15 protein-coding genes and 1 pseudogene are annotated in these 22,786 nt (G+C 74.4%); 8 read left to right on the top strand and 8 right to left on the bottom strand.

Translation table 11 applies throughout. The features are described 5' to 3' along the window. Nucleotides 1-13 precede the first annotated feature (13 nt). The 6 genes from ABT345_RS05390 to ABT345_RS05365 all read left to right on the top strand — a co-directional run bounded on the left by ABT345_RS05390 (nucleotide 14) and on the right by ABT345_RS05365 (nucleotide 14,223). The gene (locus ABT345_RS05390) at nucleotides 14-4,666 is read left to right on the top strand and encodes a condensation domain-containing protein (protein WP_345082275.1); all 4,653 of its coding nucleotides are present in this window, start codon (nucleotides 14-16) and stop codon (nucleotides 4,664-4,666) included. Between the two features lies 1 nt (nucleotide 4,667). Further along, nucleotides 4,668-6,311 (top strand): cyclic peptide export ABC transporter, encoded by a 1,644-nt coding sequence (locus ABT345_RS05385; RefSeq protein WP_345082272.1) that lies wholly within the window; start codon nucleotides 4,668-4,670, stop codon nucleotides 6,309-6,311. After that, on the top strand, nucleotides 6,301-9,978 hold the full coding sequence (locus tag ABT345_RS05380; RefSeq protein ID WP_345082269.1) for an amino acid adenylation domain-containing protein: 3,678 nt from the start codon (nucleotides 6,301-6,303) through the stop codon (nucleotides 9,976-9,978). Before ABT345_RS05385 ends, ABT345_RS05380 begins: the two co-directional genes overlap by 11 nt. A 71-nt stretch (nucleotides 9,979-10,049) precedes the next feature. Then, nucleotides 10,050-11,048 (top strand): TauD/TfdA family dioxygenase, encoded by a 999-nt coding sequence (locus tag ABT345_RS05375; RefSeq protein WP_345082267.1) that lies wholly within the window; start codon nucleotides 10,050-10,052, stop codon nucleotides 11,046-11,048. A gap of 118 nt (nucleotides 11,049-11,166) precedes the next feature. Next, a complete protein-coding gene (gene mce / locus ABT345_RS05370) occupies nucleotides 11,167-11,616 on the top strand; it encodes a methylmalonyl-CoA epimerase (RefSeq protein ID WP_345082264.1) in 450 nt (149 codons plus the stop codon). Between the two features lie 210 nt (nucleotides 11,617-11,826). After that, nucleotides 11,827-14,223: a penicillin acylase family protein gene (locus tag ABT345_RS05365; protein ID WP_345082260.1), complete on the top strand. Its 2,397-nt coding sequence runs from the start codon at nucleotides 11,827-11,829 to the stop codon at nucleotides 14,221-14,223. Nucleotides 14,224-14,299: 76 nt separating this feature from the next. Here the strand turns inward: ABT345_RS05365 and ABT345_RS05360 are convergent, their stop codons facing one another. The 3 genes from ABT345_RS05360 to ABT345_RS05350 form a co-directional block, all read right to left on the bottom strand. After that, nucleotides 14,300-14,773 (bottom strand): hypothetical protein, encoded by a 474-nt coding sequence (locus ABT345_RS05360; RefSeq protein ID WP_345082255.1) that lies wholly within the window; start codon nucleotides 14,771-14,773, stop codon nucleotides 14,300-14,302. 88 nt (nucleotides 14,774-14,861) lie between these two features. Beyond that, the gene (locus ABT345_RS05355; protein ID WP_345082252.1) at nucleotides 14,862-15,779 is read right to left on the bottom strand and encodes an MBL fold metallo-hydrolase; all 918 of its coding nucleotides are present in this window, start codon (nucleotides 15,777-15,779) and stop codon (nucleotides 14,862-14,864) included. Continuing rightward, the gene (locus ABT345_RS05350; protein WP_345082249.1) at nucleotides 15,776-16,120 is read right to left on the bottom strand and encodes an antibiotic biosynthesis monooxygenase family protein; all 345 of its coding nucleotides are present in this window, start codon (nucleotides 16,118-16,120) and stop codon (nucleotides 15,776-15,778) included. Before ABT345_RS05350 ends, ABT345_RS05355 begins: the two co-directional genes overlap by 4 nt. Before the next feature lie 173 nt (nucleotides 16,121-16,293). Between ABT345_RS05350 and ABT345_RS05345 the strand changes: the two genes are divergently transcribed. Together ABT345_RS05345 and ABT345_RS05340 are read left to right on the top strand one after the other, a co-directional pair. Beyond that, the gene (locus ABT345_RS05345; RefSeq protein ID WP_345082246.1) at nucleotides 16,294-17,109 is read left to right on the top strand and encodes an AfsR/SARP family transcriptional regulator; all 816 of its coding nucleotides are present in this window, start codon (nucleotides 16,294-16,296) and stop codon (nucleotides 17,107-17,109) included. 163 nt (nucleotides 17,110-17,272) lie between these two features. After that, nucleotides 17,273-18,004: a MarR family winged helix-turn-helix transcriptional regulator gene (locus tag ABT345_RS05340; protein WP_345082243.1), complete on the top strand. Its 732-nt coding sequence runs from the start codon at nucleotides 17,273-17,275 to the stop codon at nucleotides 18,002-18,004. Between the two features lie 60 nt (nucleotides 18,005-18,064). Here ABT345_RS05340 and ABT345_RS05335 read toward each other — a convergent pair whose 3' ends face one another. From ABT345_RS05335 to ABT345_RS05315, 5 genes and pseudogenes are all read right to left on the bottom strand, one after another. Continuing rightward, nucleotides 18,065-19,021, bottom strand: a complete 957-nt coding sequence (locus ABT345_RS05335; protein ID WP_345082240.1) for an aromatase/cyclase — start codon at nucleotides 19,019-19,021, stop codon at nucleotides 18,065-18,067. Between the two features lie 35 nt (nucleotides 19,022-19,056). Beyond that, the gene (locus ABT345_RS05330; RefSeq protein ID WP_345082553.1) at nucleotides 19,057-19,869 is read right to left on the bottom strand and encodes an SDR family NAD(P)-dependent oxidoreductase; all 813 of its coding nucleotides are present in this window, start codon (nucleotides 19,867-19,869) and stop codon (nucleotides 19,057-19,059) included. 36 nt (nucleotides 19,870-19,905) lie between these two features. After that, a pseudogene (locus tag ABT345_RS05325) lies at nucleotides 19,906-20,124 on the bottom strand (acyl carrier protein); the annotation flags it as partial. Between the two features lie 44 nt (nucleotides 20,125-20,168). Further along, nucleotides 20,169-21,413, bottom strand: a complete 1,245-nt coding sequence (locus ABT345_RS05320) for a ketosynthase chain-length factor (protein ID WP_345082236.1) — start codon at nucleotides 21,411-21,413, stop codon at nucleotides 20,169-20,171. Then, nucleotides 21,410-22,747 carry a beta-ketoacyl-[acyl-carrier-protein] synthase family protein gene (locus ABT345_RS05315; protein ID WP_345082233.1) on the bottom strand — a complete coding sequence of 446 codons (1,338 nt, stop codon included), beginning with the start codon at nucleotides 22,745-22,747 and terminating at the stop codon, nucleotides 21,410-21,412. Before ABT345_RS05315 ends, ABT345_RS05320 begins: the two co-directional genes overlap by 4 nt. Nucleotides 22,748-22,786: the final 39 nt, after the last annotated feature.

Genomic DNA, 22,786 nt, shown 5'->3' with positions numbered 1-22,786 from the left:
AGGGGCCGCACCAGTGACCACCGGTCGCTTCCACCTCTCCCCGCAGCGCCGGGAACTCCTGGAGAGCCTGCTGCGCGCCGAAGGCATCGACCGCCGGCCCGCCACCACCGTGCCGCGCCGCCCGGACCCGTCCGCGCCCGCCCCGCTGGCGTTCTCGCAGAGCCGCTTCTGGTTCTGGGACCGCTTCTCCGGCAACGGCGCCTCGTACGTCATCTCCGCCGGGCTGCGCATCCACGGCGCCTGCGACCTCGCCGCCTTCGCCGCCGCCTGCGAGGAGATCGTCCGGCGCCACGAGGCGCTGCGCACCGTCTTCCGCGACGGCCCCGACGGCCCCGTGCAGGAGGTCCGTGCCACCCTGCCGCCGGAGATCCGCACCGTCGCGCTGCGGGGCCTGGCCGCGGACGCGGTGGACGAGGAGATCGCCCGCCGCGAGGCCGCGCTCATCGCCCGCCCCTTCGACCTCGCCGACGGCCCCCTCTTCCGGGTCGAACTCCTCGACCTCGCCGACGACTCCGCCGCCGTCCTCGTCACGCTGCACCACATCGTCTGCGACCGCTGGTCCATGGGCGTCCTGATGCGCGAACTCATCGCCCTCTACGGCGCCCGCACCCGCGGCACCGACCCGCGGCTGCCCGAACTCGACGTGCAGTACGCCGACTTCGCGCAGTGGCAGAACGGCGACGACGCCCAGGCCGCCTGGGACGCCGACACCGACCACTGGCTGCGCACCCTCAAGGGCGCCCCCGCCGAGATCGGCCTGCCCACCCCGCTGCCCCGCCCCCGCGAGAAGACCTACCGCGGCTCCTCCGTGCCCCTCGCCCTTCCGGCGCCGCTGACCGCCGCCGTCCGCGAGGTGGCCCGCGCCGCGGGCGCCACGCCCTTCATGGTGGTCACCGCCGCCTTCCAGGCGGTGCTCGCCCGGCTCTGCGACCACGACGACATCGTCGTCGGCACGCCCGTCGCCGGCCGCACCCAGGTCGAACTGGAGCCGCTGGTCGGCCTGTTCGTCAACACCCTGGCGCTGCGCTGCGACCTCTCCGGCGACCCCACGTTCCGCGAGACCGTCCGCCGCGTCAGCGCCGTCTGCCTCGACGCCTACGACCACCAGAGCGTGCCCTTCGAGCGCCTCGTCGAACAGCTCCAGCCGGAGCGCTCCCTCGCCCACACCCCCGTCTTCCAGGTGATGGTCTCGTACCAGAACGTCCCCTTCCCCACCTGGAACGAGGGCGGACTGCGCGTCGAACCGCTCGAACTGACCGGCCACAAGGCCGAGTTCGACCTCCTCCTCGACCTCTTCGAGGACGGCGACACCGTCCGCGGCCGCCTCGAATACAGCACCGACCTCTACGACGAGGAGTCCGCCCGCGCGCTGACGGACCTCTTCGTCCGCACCCTGACCGCCGCGACCGCCGACCCGGACATCCGCCTCGGCGCCCTCCCGCCCGCCACCGCCGCCCCGCTCCCGGCCGCCGCCCGCCCGGCGGAGCCGCCGCAGGCCACCGCGCACGAGGCCACCGCCGCCGCGGCCGCCGCCAGCCCGGATGCCGCCGCGGTGCGCGACGCGGACGGCCCCCGGCTCACCCACGCCGCCGCCGACCGCCGCGCCAACCAGCTCGCCCACCGCCTGCTCCGCAACGGCGCCGGCCCCGGTGTGCTCGTCGGCCTCGCCCTGCCGCCCTCCGCCGACCTCGCCGTCGCCGTCCCGGCCGTCCTCAAGTCCGGCGCCGCCTACGTACCGCTGGACGGCGGGGACCGCGTGGATACGGCCGCCCTGGTCCGGCGCCTGGACGACGCGCAGGTCCCGCTGCTGCTCACCCACCGCGCCCTCGCCGACCGGCTGCCCGCCACCGACACCGAGATCTGGTGCCTGGACGAACTGGCCGCCGCGCTCGACGGCGAATCCGGCGACGCCCCCGCGACCACCGTCACCGGCGACGACCTCGCCTGCGTCGCCCACACCGCGGGCACCACCGGCCGCCCCGAACCCGTCCGCATCACCCACACCGCGCTCCGCGCCCGCCTGGCCGCGCTCCAGGACAGCCACCCCCTCACCCCGGCCGACCGCGTCCTGCACACCGGGCCCGTCACCTACGACACCACCGTCCGCGACATCCTCCGGCCGCTGGCCGCGGGCGCCGCCGTGGTCCCCGTCGCCGACGCCTCCCCGGCCGCGCTGCGCGCCCACGGCATCACCACGCTGCACACCACCCCGCGCCGCCTCGCCGCCCTCCTCGACGCACCCGGCCTCGCCGGCTGCACCACCCTGCGCTCCGTCCTGACCAGCGGCGAAGTCCTGCCCCGCGCCCTCCAGGAGCGGTTCTTCGCCGGCTGCGCCGCGGAGCTGCACCACCTCTACGCCACCACCGAGACCGGCGAACTCACCACCCGGCCCTGCCACCCCGGCGCCCCCGAGGCCACCGCCCCGCTCGGCCGCCCCCTCCCGCACGCCCGGCTCCACCTCCGCGACCACGCCGGCCGCCCCGTCCCGGACGGCGTCCCCGGCGAGCTGTACGTCTCCGGCGCCTGCCTCGCCGACGGCTACCTCGACCGGCCCGGACCCACCGCCGAACGGTTCGCCCCCGACCCGCACGATGCGGCGACCGTGCTGCACCGCACCGGCGACCTCGTCCGCGTCCGCCCCGACGGCACCCTGGAGTTCACCGGCCGCACCGCCGACCGCCTCACCGTCCGCGGCTTCCGCCACGACGCCGCCCCCGTCGAGGCCGCCTTGCGCGACCACCCGCAGCTCGCCGACGTGTTCCTGCTCGCCCGCCCCGACGCCACCGGCGCCCGCCGCCCCGTCGCCTACGTCACCCCCGCCGGCGAAGCCGCTCCCGACCCAGCCGAACTCGCCGCGCACGCCCGTGCCCACCTGCCGGAGTACCTGGCCCCCGCCGCCTTCGTCGTCCTCGACGCGCTGCCGCTCACCGACGCGGGCACCGTCGACCGCGGCGCACTGCCCGGCCCCGACGAGGAGAGCGACGCGCCCCGCGCCTTCGAGGCGCCGCGCACCCCACTGGAGGAGGCCGTCGCCGCCACCTGGCGCGGTCTGCTGGGCGTGGCCCGGATCGGCGCCCACGACGACTTCTTCGACCTCGGCGGCCACTCGCTGCTGATCACCAAGCTCGCCTCCCAGCTCAGCGCCGCCCACGGCGTCCACATCCCGCTGCGCGACCTCTTCGAACACCCCACGGTCGCCGGCATGGCCGCGCAACTCACCGCCCATGCGTCCGGCCCCGCCGCCGACCCGATCCCGGCCGCCGACCGCTTGGCCCCCCTGCCGGTCTCCTTCGCGCAGGAGGAGCTGTGCCTGCACCAGCCGGTCCCGGCCGAGGAGCCGTTCCACAACGTGCTGACCGCCGTCCACCTCACCGGCGACCTCGACGAGGCGGCGCTGCGCACCGCGCTCGACACCGTCGTGCGGCGCCACGAACCGCTCCGCTCCCGCATCACCGGCCACGCCACCGCCCCCCGCCAGACCTTCGAGCCCGACGGCGGCTGGCCGATGACCACCGTCGACCTGCGCGCGAAGGACGAGCCGACCCGCACCGCCGAACTGCGCGCGCTGGTCACCGCCGAGGAGCGGCGCCCCTTCCGCCTCGCCGCCGAACCGCCGGTCCGCGGCTTCCTCGTCCGCCTCACCGACCGCGAGACCGCCCTGATCCAGGTCATGCACCACCTGGTCACCGACAACTGGTCCTACGGCGTCCTCTTCCACGAGATGCGCGAGCTGTACGCCGCCGCCGTCCAGGGCCGCCCGGCCGACCTGCCGGAGATCACCGTGCCGTTCGGCGACTTCGCCGCCTGGCAGCAGGGCCGCCTCGCCGACGGCGGACTCGACGCCCACCTCGACCACTGGCGCACCGCCCTCGCCGGCCTGCCGCCCACCCTCTGCTTCACCGCCCCCGACCACCAGGCGCACACCGCCGCGACCGGCGCCACCCGCGGCTTCACCGTCGACGCCGCCACCGCCACCGCCCTCGCCGAGATCGGCCGGGCCCGCGGCGCGACCCTCTTCATGGTCCTGCTGGCCGCCTTCGACGTGCTGCTCGCCGCCTACTCCGGCAGCGACGACATCCCCGTCGACTTCCCGCTGGCCGGCCGCGAACGCCCCGAGACCGAGCATCTGATCGGCTACTTCGTCAACCACCTGGTGGTCCGCTCCGACCTCTCCGGCGACCCGGCGTTCGGCGCCCTCGTCGACCAGGTCCGCGAACGCACCCTCGCCGCCTACACCCACCAGAGCGCCCCGCTGTGGGCCCTGGACGGCGTGATCCCCGAGGGCCACAGCCCGTCCGGCATCTCCTTCAACCTGCTCAACGCCGACGTCCCCTCCCGCGACCTGCACGGCCTGACCGCCGCCCCGCTCGACCTCGGCGTCGGCGACGACTACGTCTTCTCCGAGGTCGTCGTCAACTTCGAGGCGTCCGCCGTCGATCTGGCCCTCATCGTCCGCGAGGACGACGACGGCGCGCTGCGCGGCATGTGGCTCTACGCCCTCGAACGCCTCGACGCCCGCGCCGTCGCCGCCATGATGCGCGCCTGGCCCGAGCTGCTCGCCGCCGTCGCCGCCGACCCCGACCGCTCCACGACCTCCCTCACCACCGCCCTGCGCGGCGCGCGACAGCCCGCTGACACCGACGACCAGCCCAAGGACCGTGCCTGACATGGGACTCTTCCGCTATCTGCTGCGGTCCTCGCGCCGCCCCTTCCTGCTCGCGATGGCCGCCGGCGTGGTCAGCGGCGCGGCCGGCGCCGGCTTCATCGCCGTCGTCAACCTCGCCCTGGCCCGCCCGGGAACCGGCCCGGCGGCCCTCGTCTGGGCGTTCGCCGCGCTCTGCCTGACCACCGTCGTCACCCGCTTCCTCGCGCAGAGCCTCCTCTTCCGCCTCTCCCAGGGCGTCATCCAGGACCTGCGCCGCCGCCTCATCGACGCCGTCCTCGCCGCCCCGCTGCGCACCGTCGAACGGTTCGGCACCGCCAAGCTCTACGCCGCGCTCTCCGACGACGTCGTCGTCATCGCCGACGCGCTGCCCGGCCTGCCGCTGCTCTGCTTCAGCGCCACCTTCGCCGTCGTCAGCATCGTCTACCTGGTGACCGTCTCCCCGGTGGTGGCCCTCGCCGGACTGCTCACCACGCTCCTGGGCATCGGGCTCTACCGCCTCTTCGCCGCCCGCGGCATGCGCGCCCTGACCGCCGCCCGCGCCGAACAGGACCGCCTCTTCGGCCACTTCCGCGCGGTCACCGAGGGCGTCAAGGAGCTGAAGCTCAGCCGCCCGCGCCGCGAGGCGCTCGCCGGGGACGCCCTCGACGCCACCGCCGACACCTACCGCCGCCGCTCCGTCACCGGCCTCACCGTCTTCGAAGGCGCCGCCGGCAGCGGCCAGGCCGTCTTCTTCGCGCTGATCGGCGTGCTGCTGTTCGTTCTGCCCGCCGCCTTCGCGCTCGACGCCACCACCCTGTCCGACTCGGTGCTGATCCTGCTGTTCATGGTCTCCAGCCTCCAGGGCGTCCTGACCTGGCTGCCGGTCCTGGGCCGCGCCGCGGTCGCGCTGCGCACCGTCGAGGAGCGCCTCGCCTCCCTGGAGCAGGCCGGCCGCGAGACCGACGACGGCGGCGCCACGCAGCTGCCGCAGACCGTCTTCGGCGACTGGCGGACCATCGAGTTCCGCGGCGTCACCCATGCCTACACCGGCGCCGCCGGCCAGGAATTCCGCCTCGGCCCGCTCGACTTCACCTTCCGCCGCGGCGAGGTGCTGTTCGTCGTCGGCGGCAACGGCAGCGGCAAGACCACCCTCGCCAAGCTGCTCACCAGCCTCTACCTGCCGGAGACCGGCACCATCAGCGTCGACGGCACCGAGCTGACCACCCGCAACTGCGACGCCTACCGGCAGCTGTTCGCCACCGTCTTCTCCGACTTCCACCTCTTCGACACCCTCACCGGGCTGCCCGGCGAGGCCCGCACCGAGAAGGCCGAGCAGCACCTGCGCCGCCTCCAGCTCGACCACAAGGTCTCCATCGTCGACGACCGCTTCTCCACCACCGCCCTCTCCCAGGGCCAGCGCAAACGCCTCGCGCTGCTCACCGCCTACCTCGCCGACGCCCCCGTCTACCTCTTCGACGAATGGGCCGCCGACCAGGACCCGGTCTTCAAGGAGTTCTTCTACGAGGAACTCCTCGCCGAACTCCGCGACCGGGGCAAGACCGTCGTCGTCATCAGCCACGACGACCAGTACTTCCACGTGGCCGACCGCCTCGTACGGCTCGACTACGGCCAACTGCGACAGGAGGAGACCGCCGGTGGACGCTGACTGGCTGGGCCACGAGACCATCGACCCGCAGGCGGAGCTACGCCTCTTCTGCCTGCCGTACGCGGGCGGCGGCGCCGCCGCGTTCCGCGAGTGGCGGGCCGCGCTGCCCCGCCGCATCCACCTCACCCCCCTCGAACTCCCCGGCCGCGGCCGCCGGATGACCGGCGCCCCCTTCAGCCGGATGGGCCCGCTGGTCCGCGCGCTGACCCGCGCGATCGAAGGCGAACTGGACCGCCCCTACGCCCTCTTCGGGCACAGCATGGGCGGCCTGATCGCCTTCGAGGTCGCCCGGGAACTGCGCCGCCGCTCCCTGCCGGCCCCGCTCCACCTCTTCGTCTCCGCCGTCGCCGCCCCCGGCACCACCCGCACCCGGCCCGTCCTGCACAGCGCCACCGACGCCGAGGTCCGCGAGGAGCTGCGCTTCCTGGGCGGCACGCCCAAGGAACTCCTGGAGAACCAGGAGCTGATGGACATGATGATCCCCACCCTGCGCGCCGACTTCTCCGTCCTGGAGACGTACGAGTACCGCCCCGAGCCGCCGCTCGACGTGCCGCTGACCGCGTTCGGCGGCACCGCCGACCCGTCCGTCCAGCTCTCGGCGCTCCAGGGCTGGCGCGACCAGTCCACCCGCGCCCGGCTCACCGCCGTCGACGGCGACCACTTCTTCCTCCACTCCGCCCGCACCGAACTGCTGGCCCACCTCACCCGCACCCTCGACCAGGAACTCACCGCGCACCGCGGCCGGTCCGCCCGCCAGGAGACGCCCATGCCCACGCCCGGCCCCGCGGCGCCCGCCGCCCCGCAGCCCTTCGCGCTCCTGAGCCCCGGCGAGCGCGCCGCCCTGCCCGCCGGTGCCGTCGACGCCTTCCCGCTCACCGGCGCCGACCCGGCGGGCCCGGCCGCGGCCGGCAACCGCACCGCCGCCTGGCGCCTCACCCACCGCAAGCCGTTCGCCGCCGACGCGCTGCGCGCCGCCGCCGACGAGGTCCTCGCCCGCCACGAACTGCTGCGCCTGGCCCGCACCGCCGCATCCGCCGCCCCGCTGCACGTCGTACACGCCACGGCCCGCGCCGAACCGGCCCTCCACGACCACCGCGAGGTGACCGCGGCCACCCGCGCCGACCTGCTCACCGCGTTGCGCGAGAGCGAACGCACCCGCCCCTTCGACCCGGAGCACCCGCCGCTGCTGCGGCTGCACGCCGTCCTCGAACCGGACAACGCCTGGCTCCTGCTCGTCACCCTCCACCCCGACCTCGCCGCCCTCCTCGGCACCGACGCCCTGCTGACGGAGGTGCTGCGCGCCTACGAGCGGCAGCTCACCGGCGCCCCGGCGCCCGCAGGTCCCCTGCGCCACGCCGCCTGCGCCGCCGCCGCGCGCGCCGGCCGCCTCGACCGCGCGGGCCGCGCCCACTGGCGCGAGGCCACCACCGCGCACCCGCCGTTCGCCCTGCCCCGCGCCTGGGCCGACCGCTCCGCCGCGCCCGCCCCGGCCGCCGCCACCGTGCCCTACGCCGACCTCGAAGGGGGCCTCGCCGCCCTCGCCACCGCCGCCGGGGTGCCGCTCACCGCGGTGCTCTGCGCCGCCCACGTCGCGGTCCTCAGCCGGCTCACCGCCGAGACCGCCTTCCACACCGACGTCGTGGTCCGTGCGGACGCGGGGGAGGAGGGCTGCGCCGCCGCCCTGCACCGCACCACCCTGCCGGTGGCCGTCGAACGCCCCGCCACCACCTGGCGCGATCTGGCCGCCCACGTCCACGAGCGGGAGCGGGCCGCCTGGCGCCACCGCCACGCCCACCGCCCCGCCGCCGGGCCCGCGGCCGACGCCGCCGCCGAACCGCCGGTGCACGCCCGCTTCGCCGCCGAGGACCGGCAGCGGACCGTCTCCGACACCCAGGTCACCGCCCTGGACGAGGACCCCGCGCCCACCGGCCACGGCCTGACCGTGGTCGCCGGCGACGGCCTCCTCCACCTCCGCGCCCACGGCGGCGCCTGCACCCCCGACCGCGCCGAGCGGCTGGGCCGGATGTACCGCTCCGTCCTGGAGTCCATGGCCGCCGATCCGGACGGCGCCGCCACCGGCGCCCACCTGGACCCGGAGGAGCGCACCGCCGTCCTCACCACCTGGGCCACCGCCCCCGCCGCCGACCGCGGCCCCGGCACCGTCGTCGACCTGCTGCGCGCCCAGGCCGCCCGCACCCCCGACGCCGTCGCCGTCCGCGTCGGCGACACCACCCTCACCTACCGCGAGGTCGACGAGCGCTCCGAGCGCATCGCCCACCACCTCCTCGGCCTCGGCGCCCGGCCCGACACCCTCATCGGCGTCTGCCTGCGCCGCACCCCGGACCTGCTGCCCGCCCTCCTCGGCGTGTGGAAGTCCGGCGCCGGCTATCTGCCGCTCGACCCGTCGCTGCCCACCGAACGGCTGCGGCAGATGCTGGACGCCACCGGCTGCCCCGCCGTCTTGACCACAGCCGGCCACCGCGAACGGCTCACCGCCCTGTACGACGGCCCGCTGGTGGAGCTGGACACCGACCGCGCCGCCATCGGCGCCCTGCCCGCCACCCCGCCCGAGGTCACCCCGGCCCCCGGCGACCTGGCGTACATCATCTACACCTCCGGTTCGACCGGCGCCCCCAAGGGCGTCCAGATCGAGCACCGCGGACTGCTCAACTACCTGGGCTGGACCGTCGGCGCGTACGCCGCGCACGGCACCGGCGGCGCCCCCGTCTTCTCCTCGCTCTCCTTCGACCTGGGCATCCCCAACCTCTTCACCCCGCTGCTGACCGGGCAGCCCGTCCATCTGCTGCCCGACCCGTTCGACACCGCCGACCTCGGCGCCCACCTCGCCGCCGGGGCGCCGTACAGCTTCATCAAGATGACGCCGGGCCATCTCGACCTGCTCACCTACCAGTTGACCGCCGAACAGATCCGCTCGCTGGCCGGCATCTGCATCGCCGCCGGCGACTCCTTCTCCAGCGCGCTCGCCGCCCGCTGGCAGGAGCTGGCCGGCCCCGGCGGCACGCTGGTCGCCACGGAGTACGGGCCGACCGAGATCACCATCGGCAACTCCGGGCAGATCGTCGACGAGGTCCCGGCGAGCGAACTCGTCCCGCTGGGCCGCCCGATCCCCAACACCACCATGTACGTCCTCACCGACCGCCTGGAGCCGGTGCCCGCGGGCGTGCCCGGCGAGGTGTACATCGGCGGCGACGGCGTGGCCCGCGGCTACCTGGGCCGCGACGACCTCACCGCCGAGCGTTTCCTGCCCGACCCCTTCGGCGCTCCGGACGGCCGTCTTTACCGCACCGGAGACCTCGCGCGCTGGGCGCCCGATGGTAGCCTCGAATTTCTCGGGCGCATCGACAATCAGGTCAAGATCCGCGGCTACCGCGTGGAATTGGGCGAAATCGAGGCGGCGCTCCGCCGGCATCCGCAGGTACGTGACGCGGTCGCCGTCGTACGCGAGGCCACCCCGGGAAATCCCCGCCTTTACGCCTATGTCGTTCCCGCGCAGCCCGGCGCCCTGGATTCCACGGGAATTCGTGACCGGCTCGCCGGTCAGCTCCCGCCGTACATGGTTCCGGCGGACTGCATCGCCCTCGACGCCATTCCGCTGACCGCCAACGGAAAAGTCGACGTCCGGGCCCTGCCGCCCGCGCCCTGCTGAGAAACCGCGCCGCGCCCCGTCCCCGGGAAAACCCGCCGCGCACCGCTCACGCCGCCGAAAGGGAAAGCACGATGACCGTCCACGATCTCTCCGCCCCTCCGGCCAAGGAAGGACGCACGCACCAGCTGGAGCTGACCGGAAGCGAACACCGCGCCGTCGAGGAGCTGGCCACCGACCTCGCCGCCACGCCCCCGCAGCTGCTGGACCACCCCAGCTGGCTGGAGCGGGCCCGGCAGCTCGGCGCGCAGCTGCCGTCGCGGCTGCGCGAGGCCGTCCGGGACTACCGCCACGACCCCGGCGTCCAGGGCGCGCTGCTGCTGCGCAACCTGCCGACGGGCGGCGACACGCTGCCCGACACCCCCTCGGTCAAGGACTCCGTAGAGCGCACCGCCACCGTGGCCGCCGCCACCAGCGCCCTGATCGGCCTCGCCCTCGGCGAACTCGTCGCCTACCGCGAGGAGAAGTCCGGCGCGCTGGTCCAGAACGTCGTCCCGGTGCGCGGCCTGGAGTCCTCGCAGTCCAACGCCGGCTCCGCCGCCGAACTCGAACTCCATGTGGAGAACGCCTTCCACCCCTTCCGCCCGGACTTCGTCGGCCTGCTCTGCCTGCGCAGCGACACCGTCACCCGCGCCGGCACCCGCGTCGCCTCCGTCCGCCAGGCCCTGCCGCTGATCGACGAGGCGGACACCAAGGTCCTGCTCCAGTCCCGGTTCGTGACCGCGCCGCCGCCCTCCTTCCGCTCCGGCGAGGGCACCTGGGCCCACCCGGTCCTCGACGGCAGCCCCGACGACCCCAACATCTGCGTCGACTTCAACGCCACCACCGCGCTGGACGACGAGGCGGCGCAGGTCCTGGAGCGGCTGCGGCGCACCTTCGGACAGGTCGCGCAGTCCGTCCGGCTGGCACCCGGCGAGATGGTCCTCGTCGACAACCGCGTCGTGCTGCACGGCCGGGACCACTTCGCCCCCCGCTACGACGGCCGGGACCGCTGGCTCCAGCGGATCTTCGTCCACCTCGACAACCGCCGCACCCGCGGCCACCGCACCGGCAACGGCGCCGTGATGGTCTGACCCGCCCCGGGGCGGGCCGCCCGCCACCGGGCCCGCCCCGGCTCCAGCGACCGGTGGCACCCACCCACACCACGCGAAAGGGGGAGGACCGGCGCCGCGCGCGCCGGCCCGACCAGCCATGACGGAAACCACCGGTCTCGCCGAGGGCATCGGCCTGCTCCGCATCGACCACGTAGGGGTGGCGGTCGCCGACCTCGACGAGGCGATCGAGCGCTACGAGAAGACCTTCGGCATGCGCTGCACCCACACCGAGGAGAACGTCGAACAGGGCGTACGGGAGGCGATGATGACCGTCGGCCCGGGCGCCTCCGGCGGCTGCATCCAGCTCCTCGCCCCGCTCAACCCCGACTCCACCATCGCGAAGTTCCTGGGCCGCTCGGGCCCCGGCGTCCAGCAGCTCGCGTACACCGTCGCCGACCTCGACGCGACCAGCGCCGCCCTGCGCGAGCGCGGCGCGCGGCTGCTGTACGAGGAGCCGCGCGGCGGCACCGCCGGCTCCCGGATCAACTTCGTGCACCCGGCGGACGCCGGCGGCATCCTCGTCGAACTCGTGGAGCCCGCCGCCTGACCCGCCCGCGGCCCGGCCGCACCCGCACGCGCACCGCGCCCGGACATCCCCCTTCCGGGCGCGGTGCGTCCCCGTTCCGGCGCCTTTCCCCGGCGCCGCCCTGCCGCACGGAAAAAGGAAGCCGGAAGGGCCTCCGCCTCCGTGAACGGGAAAACGCCGGACGGCCGCAAGTTCCCCCGATATCAATCGATTTCGAGAAAGGTGGTGGCCATGCTCCGTCAGCGCTTCAGATCGGCGCTTCACACGGTTCTCGCCGCAGCACTGCTCCTCGCCGTCCCCGGTGCGACGACCGCGGCGGCGGCACCGGAGAAGGACGGCCCGACCCGGGCGACGATCCGGTACACCGAATACGGCGTCCCGCACATCCTCGCCGACAATTACACCGACCTGGGATACGGATACGGCTATGCGATAGCCAAGGACAACATCTGTCTGCTCGCCGATTCCTTTCTCACCGTCGCCGGCGAACGCTCCCGCTATCACGGCCCCGGCGGCTCGGGGAACGACACCCTCAGCGCCGCCACCACCAACCTCAACAGCGATCTGCACTTCCGGCGGATCATCGATTCCGGCGTCGTCGAGCGGCTCGCCGGCCAGTCGGCGCCCCTCGGCCCGCGCACCGAGGTCAAGCAGCTGATCGACGGCTACGCCCAGGGCTTCAACCGCTACCTCGCGCAGACCGGCCGGGACGGCATCACCGACCCCGCCTGCAAGGGCGCCCCCTGGGTCCGCGACATCGGCCCCACCGACCTCTACCGCCTCTTCTACGCCCTGAGCACCATCGGCAGTTCGGGCGCCCTCGCCGACGGCATCGTCACCGCCCAGCCCGGCTCCACCGCCCGCCCCCCGGCCGCCGACGCCCGCACCGCCGCCCGCTTCGCCGAGGGCCTGGGCGCCCCCGGCTCCGGCGCGCTCGGCAGCAACGGCATCGGCATCGGCTCCCAGGGCGCGTCCGGCGCCAAGAGCGTGCTGCTGGGCAACCCGCACTTCCCCTGGCGCGGCGCCAACCGCTTCTGGCAGGTGCAGCTGACCGTCCCCGGCAAGCTCGACGTCACCGGCGCCGGACTGCTGGGTACCCCGGTCGTCGAGAAGGGCTACAACGCGGACGTCGCCTGGACCCACACCCTCGCCACGCCCCGCACCTTCGGCCTCTACGCCATCCACCCGGCGCCCGGCGACCCCACCTCGTACCTCGTCGACGGCGTCAAGGAGAAGATGACCTCCCGCACCGTCACCGTCCAGGTCCGCCAGGACGACGGCAGCATCGGCGAGGTCCACCGCACCCTCTACGAGACCCGCTACGGCCCGATGGTCTCCGCCGCCGCCGGCATCGGCCTGCCCTGGAACGACACCACCGGCCATGCGCTGCGCGACGCCAACGCCACCAACCTGCGCGGGCTCAACACCTGGTTCGGCTTCGGCCTGGCCAAGAGCACGGCCGACATCAAGAAGACGCTGACCGACACCCAGGGCGCGCCGTGGGTGAACACCATCGCCGTCGACCGGGCAGGCCAGGCCCTCTACGCCGACATCCAGGTCGTCCCGCACGTCACCGACGACCAGGCCGACCGCTGCGGCACCGACCTGGGCCACCAGATCTTCCCGAAGACCGGCGTGCCCGTCCTCGACGGTTCGAAGGCGGCCTGTGCCTGGGGGAGCGACCCCGATGCCCTGGAGCCGGGCCTCTTCGGCCCGTCCCGGATGCCGTCGCTGACCCGCGACGACTACGTCCTCAACTCCAACGACAGCGCCTGGCTCGCCAACCTCAAGGCCCCGCTGACCGGCTACCCGCGGATCATCGGCGACATCGGCACCGCCCGCACCCTGCGCACCCGCGAATCGCTCACCAGCGTCCAGGAGGGGCTGAAGAACGGCGGGTTCAGCCGCGCCTCGATGCAGCGGATGCTCTTCGCCGACCGCAGCCGCTTCGCCGAACTCGCCGCCGCCGACACCGCCGCGATGTGCCGCGCCTTCCCCGACGGCAAGGCCCCGTCCTCGAGCGGCCCGGTCGACGTCGCCGCCGGCTGCGCCGCACTCGCCGCCTGGGACCACACCTACACCACGCACACCCGCGGCTCGATGCTCTTCCAGCGCTTCGCCCTCAAGCTGGAGGAGCGCAAGGTCGCCCTGTGGCGGCAGCCGTTCGACGCCGCCGACCCGGTGGCCACGCCGAACACCCTGGACACCGGCGCGGCCGCCGTCCAGCAGGCCTTCGGTGACGCCGCCGCCGAACTGCACACGGCCGGCATCCCGCTGGACGCCGAGCTGGGCGCGCACCAGTACGCGCTGCGCGGCGGCGAGAAGATCCCGATGCCGGGCGCCCCGGAGGCGCTGGGCGTGCTGAACCTCATCAAGGGCCAGTGGGACCCGGCCGCCGGCAACACCGATGTGCGGACCGGCTCGTCGTACATCCAGGTCGTGGCGTTCGGCGACGGCCCGTGCCCGGACGCGGCCACGCTGGTGGCGCCGTCGCAGTCCGCGGATCCGACGTCGCCGCACCACAGCGACCAGACGAAGCTCTTCTCGGAGGGCCGCTGGGCCACCGGCCGGTACTGCGAGAAGGACATCCTCGCCTCGCCCGACTTGAAGATCGTGGAACTCTCCTGACGGGCTGTCGGAGATGAGAGAGGGGGGCTTCGTTTCCGCCGGCCGGCGGATACGAAGCCCCCCTCTGCTGCGGCGGTCAGCGCTTCTCGGCGATCAGCCGCCAGATCATCCAGCCGCTCAGCGCGGACCAGCCGGTGAAGGCGAGGGTGCGGATCCAGCTGACCTTGAGGAGGTGGGCGTGGGTCGCTGTGTCGAAGTGCTGCGCGAGGGCGTTGCGGTCCGGCGTCGCCACCGCGCCCGACAGCACCATGATCGCCGCCATCAGCACCAGGAACGCCACCACCACGGCGAGCGGCACCACCGCCGGCCGCACGATCAGCATCACCAGCCCGGTCAGGCCCGCGGTGAACAGGCCGGGCGCCAGCACCCGCCAGAACATGTGGTTGTGCTGGTCCATGTAGGCAGCCGAGGCGGCTCCCTTGAGGCGGGCGACCATCGGATAGTCCATCAGCTGGAGCGTCCAGACGAATCCGGTGGTGTAGAGCACCGCCACGAAGTGGACGAGTAACAGGGCGCCGGAGGCGCTGCGGGGGGAGTGGACGGCGAGCATGGTGCGGACTCCTGAATCGGGTGGTCGAAGGGGCGGCCGCCGCCCGGCGTGCGCGGGCCGGGCGGCGGTGGTGCGGGGGAGCGGCGGGTCAGGCCGCGCAGTGCGGCAGCCCGCCGGCGTAGCGGACCATCTCGCCGAAGGCGGCCGGCACATCGAGCGGCGCGGCGCGCCCGGCACCGGACAGCTCCGCGTAGGCCCGGACGAGATTGGGGAGCAGCCGCTCGCCGTCGAGCAGCCCGGCGTACGGACCCGGCCCGGACGCCCGGGCGACCTCCAGCGGGGTGGCGCCCTCGGCCAGCCCCGCGCGGGCCAGCTCCTGCACCCGGCGCAGATATCCGGCGTTGGCGTCGAGGAGTTCGGGGCCGCCGACCGGGCCGTGGCCGGGGACGACGTGCAGCGGCTCCAGGGCCCGCAGCCGGTCGAGGACCTCCAGCGCGCCGGCCACCGAGCCCATCAGCACGAACGGGGTGACACCGGAGAACACCAGGTCACCGGCGAACAGCACCCGCCGCTCGGGCAGCCACACCACGGCGTCGCCCGCGGTGTGGCCGGGGCCCAGGTGCAGCAGTTCGTAGCGCGGGCCGCGGGTCTCGGGCACCAGCCGCTCGCGGAAGGTGACCTGAGGGGGTGTCACCTCGATCCGGCCCCAGACCACATCCGGCCACAACCCCTGGAGCGCCAGCCCGTGTTCGGCGATCTCCGCCGCCGCCCGCTCGTGGGCGATGACCGTCGCCTCGTCGGCGAAGAGCGCGTTGCCGAAGGTGTGATCGCCGTGGCTGTGGGTGTTGACGAGGGTGTGGACCGGGCCGGGCACCAGCGTGTGCACCGTCTCGTGCAGCCGCCGGGCCCGCGCCTCGGTCGCGGCGGTGTCGATGAGCGCCGCACCGTCCGGACCGCCCAGGATCCCGGCGTTGTTGACGCACCAGCCGCCGTCCGGCTGGACGTAGGCGTGGACGTCCTCGTCGAGCGCGACGAGGTGCGGAGCCGGTGCGACCGGTGCGGTCACGGCGTGCTCCCGGACGCGGCACCGACGACGTCGAGGACGTGTTCATAGGTCTGCGGGGAGGCGGTCGCCATGGTGCGCAGCACCGCGACCCGGCTTTGGAAGCCCTCATCGCCGATCGCGGCGTCGAGCGCGGCCTGGTCGTCCCACACGGCTATATTCACAAAACGTCGCGGATCGTGTGCGGAGCGGCACAGTTGATGGCGGTGGAAGCCCGGCTGTCCGCGCATCCAGTCGGAGACTTTCCGGAATTCTTCCTCGAAACGCGCGGGGTCGCCGTGCACCTCGAATGAATTGACGAGTGTGAGCACTTTTTCAGCCTTCCCAATCTCGTATCCAGCCACGCCTGACCTACACTGAGCGTGTTATTTCCTCCTGCGCGAAAACCTTAAGGGACGCCCGGCGTCCCCGTCGCGCGGTTGCGGTGCGTGCACGCCCGTGACCGGCACCGCCCGGCCGGAAAACCGTCATCGGAACGGAATTGCCGGGTCCGCAGGACATAACGGGGAGGCAGAGAATGACCGTTGATATCCGTGTGCTGGGCCCGCTGCGCGTTTCCACGGCGGGCGGCGAGGTCGCGCCGAGCGCCCCCAAACCCCGTCAGCTGCTCGCCCTGCTGGCGTCCCGCCCCGACGAGACCGTCTCGATGGACGCGCTGGTCGACGAGTTGTGGGACAGCCGGCCGCCGAGCAGCGTGATCACCGCCGTACAGACGTACATCGTGCTGCTGCGCCGTCAGCTGACCTCGACGCTGGGCATCGGCGGCGCCGCCGTCGCCCGTGACGTGCTGCCCTTCGAGGGCTGGGGCTACCGGCTCGCGACCGGCGACGGCACCCACGACGCCCAGGAGTTCCGGCGCTGCGCCACGGCCGGGCGGCGGGCCCTGGCGGCCGGTGACGACGGGCGCGCGGCCGTGCTGCTGCGCCGCGCGCTGGGCCTGTGGCACGGCCCGGTGCTCGCCGACGTCAAGGCCGGCCCGCAGCTGACCGCGCACCGCACCACCCTGGCCGAGGACCGGCTGACCGCGCTGGAGGCGCGGGTCGAGGCCGATCTGCGGCTGGGCCACCACCATGAACTGCTCGGCGAACTGACCGGACTGACGCTGCAATATCCGCTGCACGAAAACCTGCATGCCCTCTTCATGATCTCTCTCTACCGGGCCGGCCGTCCGGCGCAGGCGCTGAGTTCTTTTCACTTGTTGCGGCGCAATCTCCGCGAGGAGCTGGGCATCGATCCGTCACCGCGTATGCGGCGCCTGCAGCAGGCCGTGCTGAATTCCGACGACTGCCTGCAACCGCGCGTCGCCTCGCGGCTTTTCCCCATGGAACTCTGAGTTTCCGTGCGGCGCCCGGCCGGGGGAACCGGGCGCCGCGGCAGTGGAGGCGGCCCGGCGGCGGCCGCCGTTTCGCGGTACGGCGCGGTGACAACGCCCTTCCCGCATGGCACAGTTAGCAAGGAAACTTCATGTCATCGAGGCTAGAGGGAAGATGGTTAGCATGTCAACGGATGGTGAGACCGTGCCGCTGGGAACCGTCCCGCCCGCCGTGCTGCGGCCCGGATTCCAGTCCTGGCTGGCCCTGGTGCACTCCTACGGCTCGGTCGCCAAGACCCTCGACCGCCGGCTGGTGCGCGACCTCGGGATGTCCCTGGCCTGGTTCGAGGTCCTCGTCCTGCTGCACACCGCCCCGGGGGGCCGCCGCCGGCTGCTGGAGCTGTCCCGGCTGCTCGTCGTCTCCAAGGCCAGCGTCAGCAAGCTGATCGACCGGATGGAGCGCGCCGGGCTGGTCCGCCGGGAGAGTTCCGACGAGGACCGCCGCGCCGTGTTCGCCGCGGTCACCGCGGACGGCCGCGCGGCCCTGGAGGAGGCGCTGCCGGTGCAGGTCGCCAACGTCGAGGACTGCTTCTCCGGGCTGCTCGACGACCGCGACCACGCCGATCTGGTCCGCATCCTCGGCAAGGTCACCGCCCACTACGCCGGCGGCGAGGACGGCGTCCCCAGCACCCCGAGCACCGTCCTCCTCGGCGCCGCCGCCCGGCAGGCGGAGGCCGCCCGCGCGGCGGAGACCGGAGAGCGGGCGGCGGAACCCGCGGCGAGCGCCGGGACAGCCGGCGCCGAGCCCGGCGCCGAGCCCGCGCCCGCCGAGCCCGTCACCGAGCCCGTCACCGGCACCGCCGCCGCACGGAGCCGGTCGCCCCGGGCGCGGTCCGGCACCCGCCAACCCGTCTGAGCCGCCCCCGCGTTGCCGTACGGGCCGCGCGCCGGAACCCCGGCGCGCGGCCCGTCTCCGTCATGCGGCCCCGGCCGCCCGCCCCTCGGCGAACGCCTTGGCGTGCTCCAGCGTCACCCGGCTGTTGGTGCCCAGCGCGGTGCGCACGTAGGAGCGCGCCGCCGTCAGGTCGCGGCCCGGCCCCAGGACGTCCTCGATCGCCTCCGGCCGGATCACCACCGTGTGCCGCGAGGTCACCGACAGCCGGTCGCCGTCGGGCGCGAGGATCCACTCACCGGTGTGCGCCCGCAGCAACGGCGGCACCACCACCTGCTTGTAGACGATCCGCCGCGCGTCCGGACACACCCGCACCGACTTCGTCGTGTGCGCCGACCCGTCCGCCGTGACCGTGTCCATCTCCATGATCTGCACCCCCTCGGACGGCTCCGACAGCACCATCCGGCCGACGTGCGGCAGCCGCTCCGGCCACCGGGCGGCGTCGTACAGGAAGCCGTGCACGTCCTCGGCGCGGCCGTCGACGGTCACCGTGTCGTCGAAGGTCAGCGTCGCCGCCGCGTGCCCGGCCGGATCGCGCGCCACCTCCGCCAGCGCGGCCAGCTCCGCGGTGCTGTTGCGGTCGGTGACCTCGTCGATCCACGACAGCGCCGCCGGGTCGTCGCCGACCGCGCGGAACTCGTGGCCGAGGACCACCTCGCACCGGCTCTCACCGCTCGGGCGCACCGTCCACGACCCGCGCATCTGCGCGATCGGCGGCTGCGACACCTCCTGACGGAAGGTGATCCGCCCCTCGCGCGGGAACAGCTCCCGCCGCGACGTCCACGCCTTGACGGTGTCGCCCGCCACCGCCCAGATCCGCAGCCGTTCGGTGTCCGGTCCGCTCTCGGGCCGGTCGACGTGGACCGTCGGCCGGAAGCACACCGGCCAGCGGGAGGTGTCGGCCAGGAGGGCGTACACCGTCGGCGCGGGCGCCTCCACGGTGATGCGGTGTGCCACGCTCTTCATGTTGTGTCCGTTCATGCCGTATCCGTCCTGGGGCGTCGTCGTCCGGCGGTTCAGTAGTTGCCGAGGCCGCCGCAGACGTTGAGCGCCTGCGCGGTGATGGCGGCGGCGAGATCGCCGACGAGGTGGCCGACGAGGGCGGCGACCTCCTGCGGGGTGGTGTAGCGGCCGAGCGGGATCTTCGCCTCGAACCGGTCCAGCACCGCCTGCTCGTCGACGCCCCAGATCCGCGCGTAGTTGCCGCGCACCTGCTGGGCCATCGGCGTCTCCACATACCCCGGGCACACCGCGTTGACGGTGATCCCGGAACCGGCCAGCTCCAGGCCGAGCGCCTTGGTCAGGCCCACCACGCCGTGCTTCGACGCCGAGTACGGCGCCCCCAGCACCACGCCCTGCTTGCCGCCGGTGGACGCGATGTTGACGATCCGGCCGTGGCCCCGCTCGCGCATCCCGCCGGCCGTCAGCACCTCACGCGTCATCAGGAAGACGCCGTTGAGATTGGTGTCGATGACGTCGTACCAGGTCTCGTCGGACAGCTCCGCGGTCACCCCGCCGCCGCTCCGGCCCGCGTTGTTGACCAGCACCTCCACCGGTCCGTACCGCGCCACCGCCGCCGCGACGAACGCGGTGACCTGCGCGCGGGAGCGGACGTCGCACACCGTGCCGTCCACCTCCAGACCCCGCTCGCGCAGCGACTTGAGGGTCAGCGCGAGCCGCTCGCCGTCGCGGGCGCACAGGAACACCGGGCGTCCGGTGCCCGCCAGCAGTTCGACGACGGCCAGGCCGATGCCGCTGGTGCCGCCGGTGACCAGCACGCTCCCGCGGCCGCCGGCCGGGCCCTGCGGCGCCGGGTCCGCCGAGGGCAGGGCGCCCGCGGTGGCGTTGGCCAGCTCCAGCAGCAGCCGCGGCGTGGTGGCCCGGCCGACCTCCTCCTCGGAGAGGGAGACGTCGAGCTGCCGCTCCAGCCGCGCCGCCGTCTCCAGCAGCGCGAGCGAGTCGTAGCCCAGCTCGGCGAAGGGCGTGTCCAGGATGTCGCCGTCGAGGTTGACGCTCTCGTCCTCGCCGGCGCAGTCGCGCAGGATCCGGGTGAGGTCCGGCAGGGTCAGCGCGGTGCGGTTCATCTTCTTCTCCTCCAGGGTGGGTGGCGTGCGGTCGGCGGGCCGGTTCATCCGGCGGCCCGCAGGACGGCCGCGGCGTTGAAGCCGCCGTGGCCGCGCGCGACGATCAGCGCGGAGCGCACCGGCATCGGCCGCGCGGTGTCCCGGACGAGCCCGGCGGGCGCGTCCGCGGCGGGCGTGGTGACATGCAGGGTCGGCGGCACCACCGCGTCCCGCATCGCCAGCAGCGCGCTCGCCACATCCAGTGCGGCGCCGCCGGAGGCGAGCCGCCCGGTCATCGTCTTCGGCGCCGTCACCGGCACCGGCCGGCCGCCGAACACCGCCTCCAGCGCCTCGGCCTCCGCCGTGTCCAGCGCACGCACCCCCGCCGCGTCCGCGAAGACCACATCGATGGCGTCGGGCTCCGTCCCGGCGTCGTCCAGCGCGCCCTGTATCGCCCGGCGCAGCCCCGGCGGCCGCCCCGTTTCCGGCGCCGGGTCGAAGGTGGCGCAGTACCCCGCGAACGTCCCCAGCACGCGCGCCCCCCGCGCCCGCGCGGCCTCGGCACGCTCCATGACCAGCAATGCGCCGCCCTCGCCCGGCACATGGCCGCACGCCGCGGAGTCGAACGGCACATAGGCGCGCCCGGGCTCGTCCCGGGTGCTCAGCCGCCCCGACGTCAGCTGGGAGACCAGCCCCCAGGGCGACAGCGGGGCCTCCATCCCGCCGGTGAGCATCGCCGAGGCGCCCGCCCGCAGCTGCCGCCGGGCGTGCGCCAGCGCGTCCAGGCCCCCGGCCTGACCGGTGACGAGCACCCCGCTGGGCCCGCGCAGCCCGTGCCGGATGGAGATCTGGCCGGAGTTGACGGCGTAGAACCACGCGAAGGACTGGTACGCCGTGACATGGCGCGGCCCCTTGCTCCACAGGCTCTGCAGTTCCTTCTGCGCGAACTCGAAGCCGCCGGAGGCGCTCGCGGTCACCACGCCCATGCCGTACTCGTCCAGCGTCGCCGGATCGAGACCGGCGTCGGCCAGCGCCCAGTCGGAGGCGGCCAGCGCCAGCTGCGTCATCCGGTCGGTCTGCGGCAGCAGCCGCCCCGAGAGGTGGTCGGCGGGGTCGAACCCGGGGACCTCACCGGCCAGTCGGCAGGGGTAGCCGCTCGCGTCGTGGCGCCGGATCGGGCCGATGCCGCTGGCGCCCTTGACCGTGGCGTTCCAGTGCTCCTCGGTGCCGAGCCCGGTGGCGGCCGCCACCCCGAGGCCGGTGATCACCGCGTCGTCGGGGGCCGCCGCCCCGTGTCTTTGTCCGCTCATGCGGCCGCTCCTTCCGCCGGGCGGCGGAGCACCATCGCGCTCTGGAAGCCGCCGAAGCCGCTGCCGACGGTGAGCGCGGTGTCCACCGTCTGCTCGCGCGCGGTCAGCGGTACGTAGTCGAGGTCGCACTCGGGGTCGGGGGTGTGCAGATTCGCGGTCGGCGGGATCACTCCGTGCTCGATCGTCAGCGCGCAGGCGGCGATCTCCAGGGAGCCGATCGCCCCGAGGGAGTGCCCGATCATCGACTTGATGGAGCTGACCGGCACCCGGTACGCGTGCGCGCCCAGGCTCCGCTTGAAGGCGGCGGTCTCGTGCCGGTCGTTCTGCCGAGTGCCGGAGCCGTGCGCGTTGACGTAGTCGACGGCCTGGGCCGGCGTCCGGGCCTGTGCCAGCGCCGCGTCGATCGCCGCCGCCATCTCCCGCCCGTCCGGCCGCAGTCCGGTCATGTGGAAGGCGTTGCAGCGCGAGGCGTACCCGGCGATCTCGGCGTAGATGTGCGCACCGCGCCGCCGGGCGTGCCCGTACTCCTCCAGGACGAAGACCGCGGCGCCCTCACCGAGGACGAAGCCGTTGCGGCTGCCGTCGAACGGGCGGGAGGCGTGCGCGGCGTCGTCGTTGCGCGGCGAGGTCGCCTTGATCGCGTCGAAGCAGGCCACCGCGATGGGCGAGATGGGCGCGTCGGTCGCCCCGGCCACCATCACGTCGGCCGAGCCCTCCGCGATCAGCGCGCAGGCGTGCCCGACGGCGTCGATGCCCGAGGTGCAGCCGGTGGAGACCACCGCGGCCGGGCCCTCGGCGCCCGCCGCCGTCGCGACCTCCGCCGCCATGCTGCTGGGCACGTAATGGCCGTAGAGGTGCGGCACGCCGTAGGCGCTGTCCACCAGCCACTGGCGGCCGCTGTCGCTGAGGACGGCGTACTCCTCCTCCAGCTCGGTGGTGGCGCCGACGGCGGTGCCGATAGTGACGCCGGTCCGCTCGGGGGCCGACGCGCCGTCCGCCAGACCGCTGTCGGCCAGCGCCTGGCGGGCGCAGACCACCGCGAACTGCGTGGCCCGGCCCATCCGCCGGATCTCCCGCGGCGTCAGGCCGTGCGCCGCCGGGTCGAAGACGCACTCGGCGGCGATCCGCGAGCGGTAGGGCGAGGCGTCGAAGAACGAGATGGGGCCGGTCGCGGTCCGCCCGGAGGTGAGCTGGGACCAGAAGGCCGGGACGCCGTCGCCGCCCGGCGCGATCACCCCGATGCCGGTGAGCACCACCCGGCGCCCGGGCCCGGAGGCCGCGCGGGGCGGTGCGGCCGCGCCGGGAGCCGGCGCGGCGGGATGTGCAGAGGTCATGGACTGTGCCTTTCGTGAGAGCGGCCGGGCCGGTCCGCC

Origin of the sequence: Streptomyces sp. NPDC000404, assembly GCF_040300365.1 — a bacterium.
In the GTDB taxonomy this organism is placed as follows: domain Bacteria; phylum Actinomycetota; class Actinomycetes; order Streptomycetales; family Streptomycetaceae; genus Streptomyces; species Streptomyces ramulosus.
This window is presented reverse-complemented; position numbering and strand designations above follow the sequence as displayed.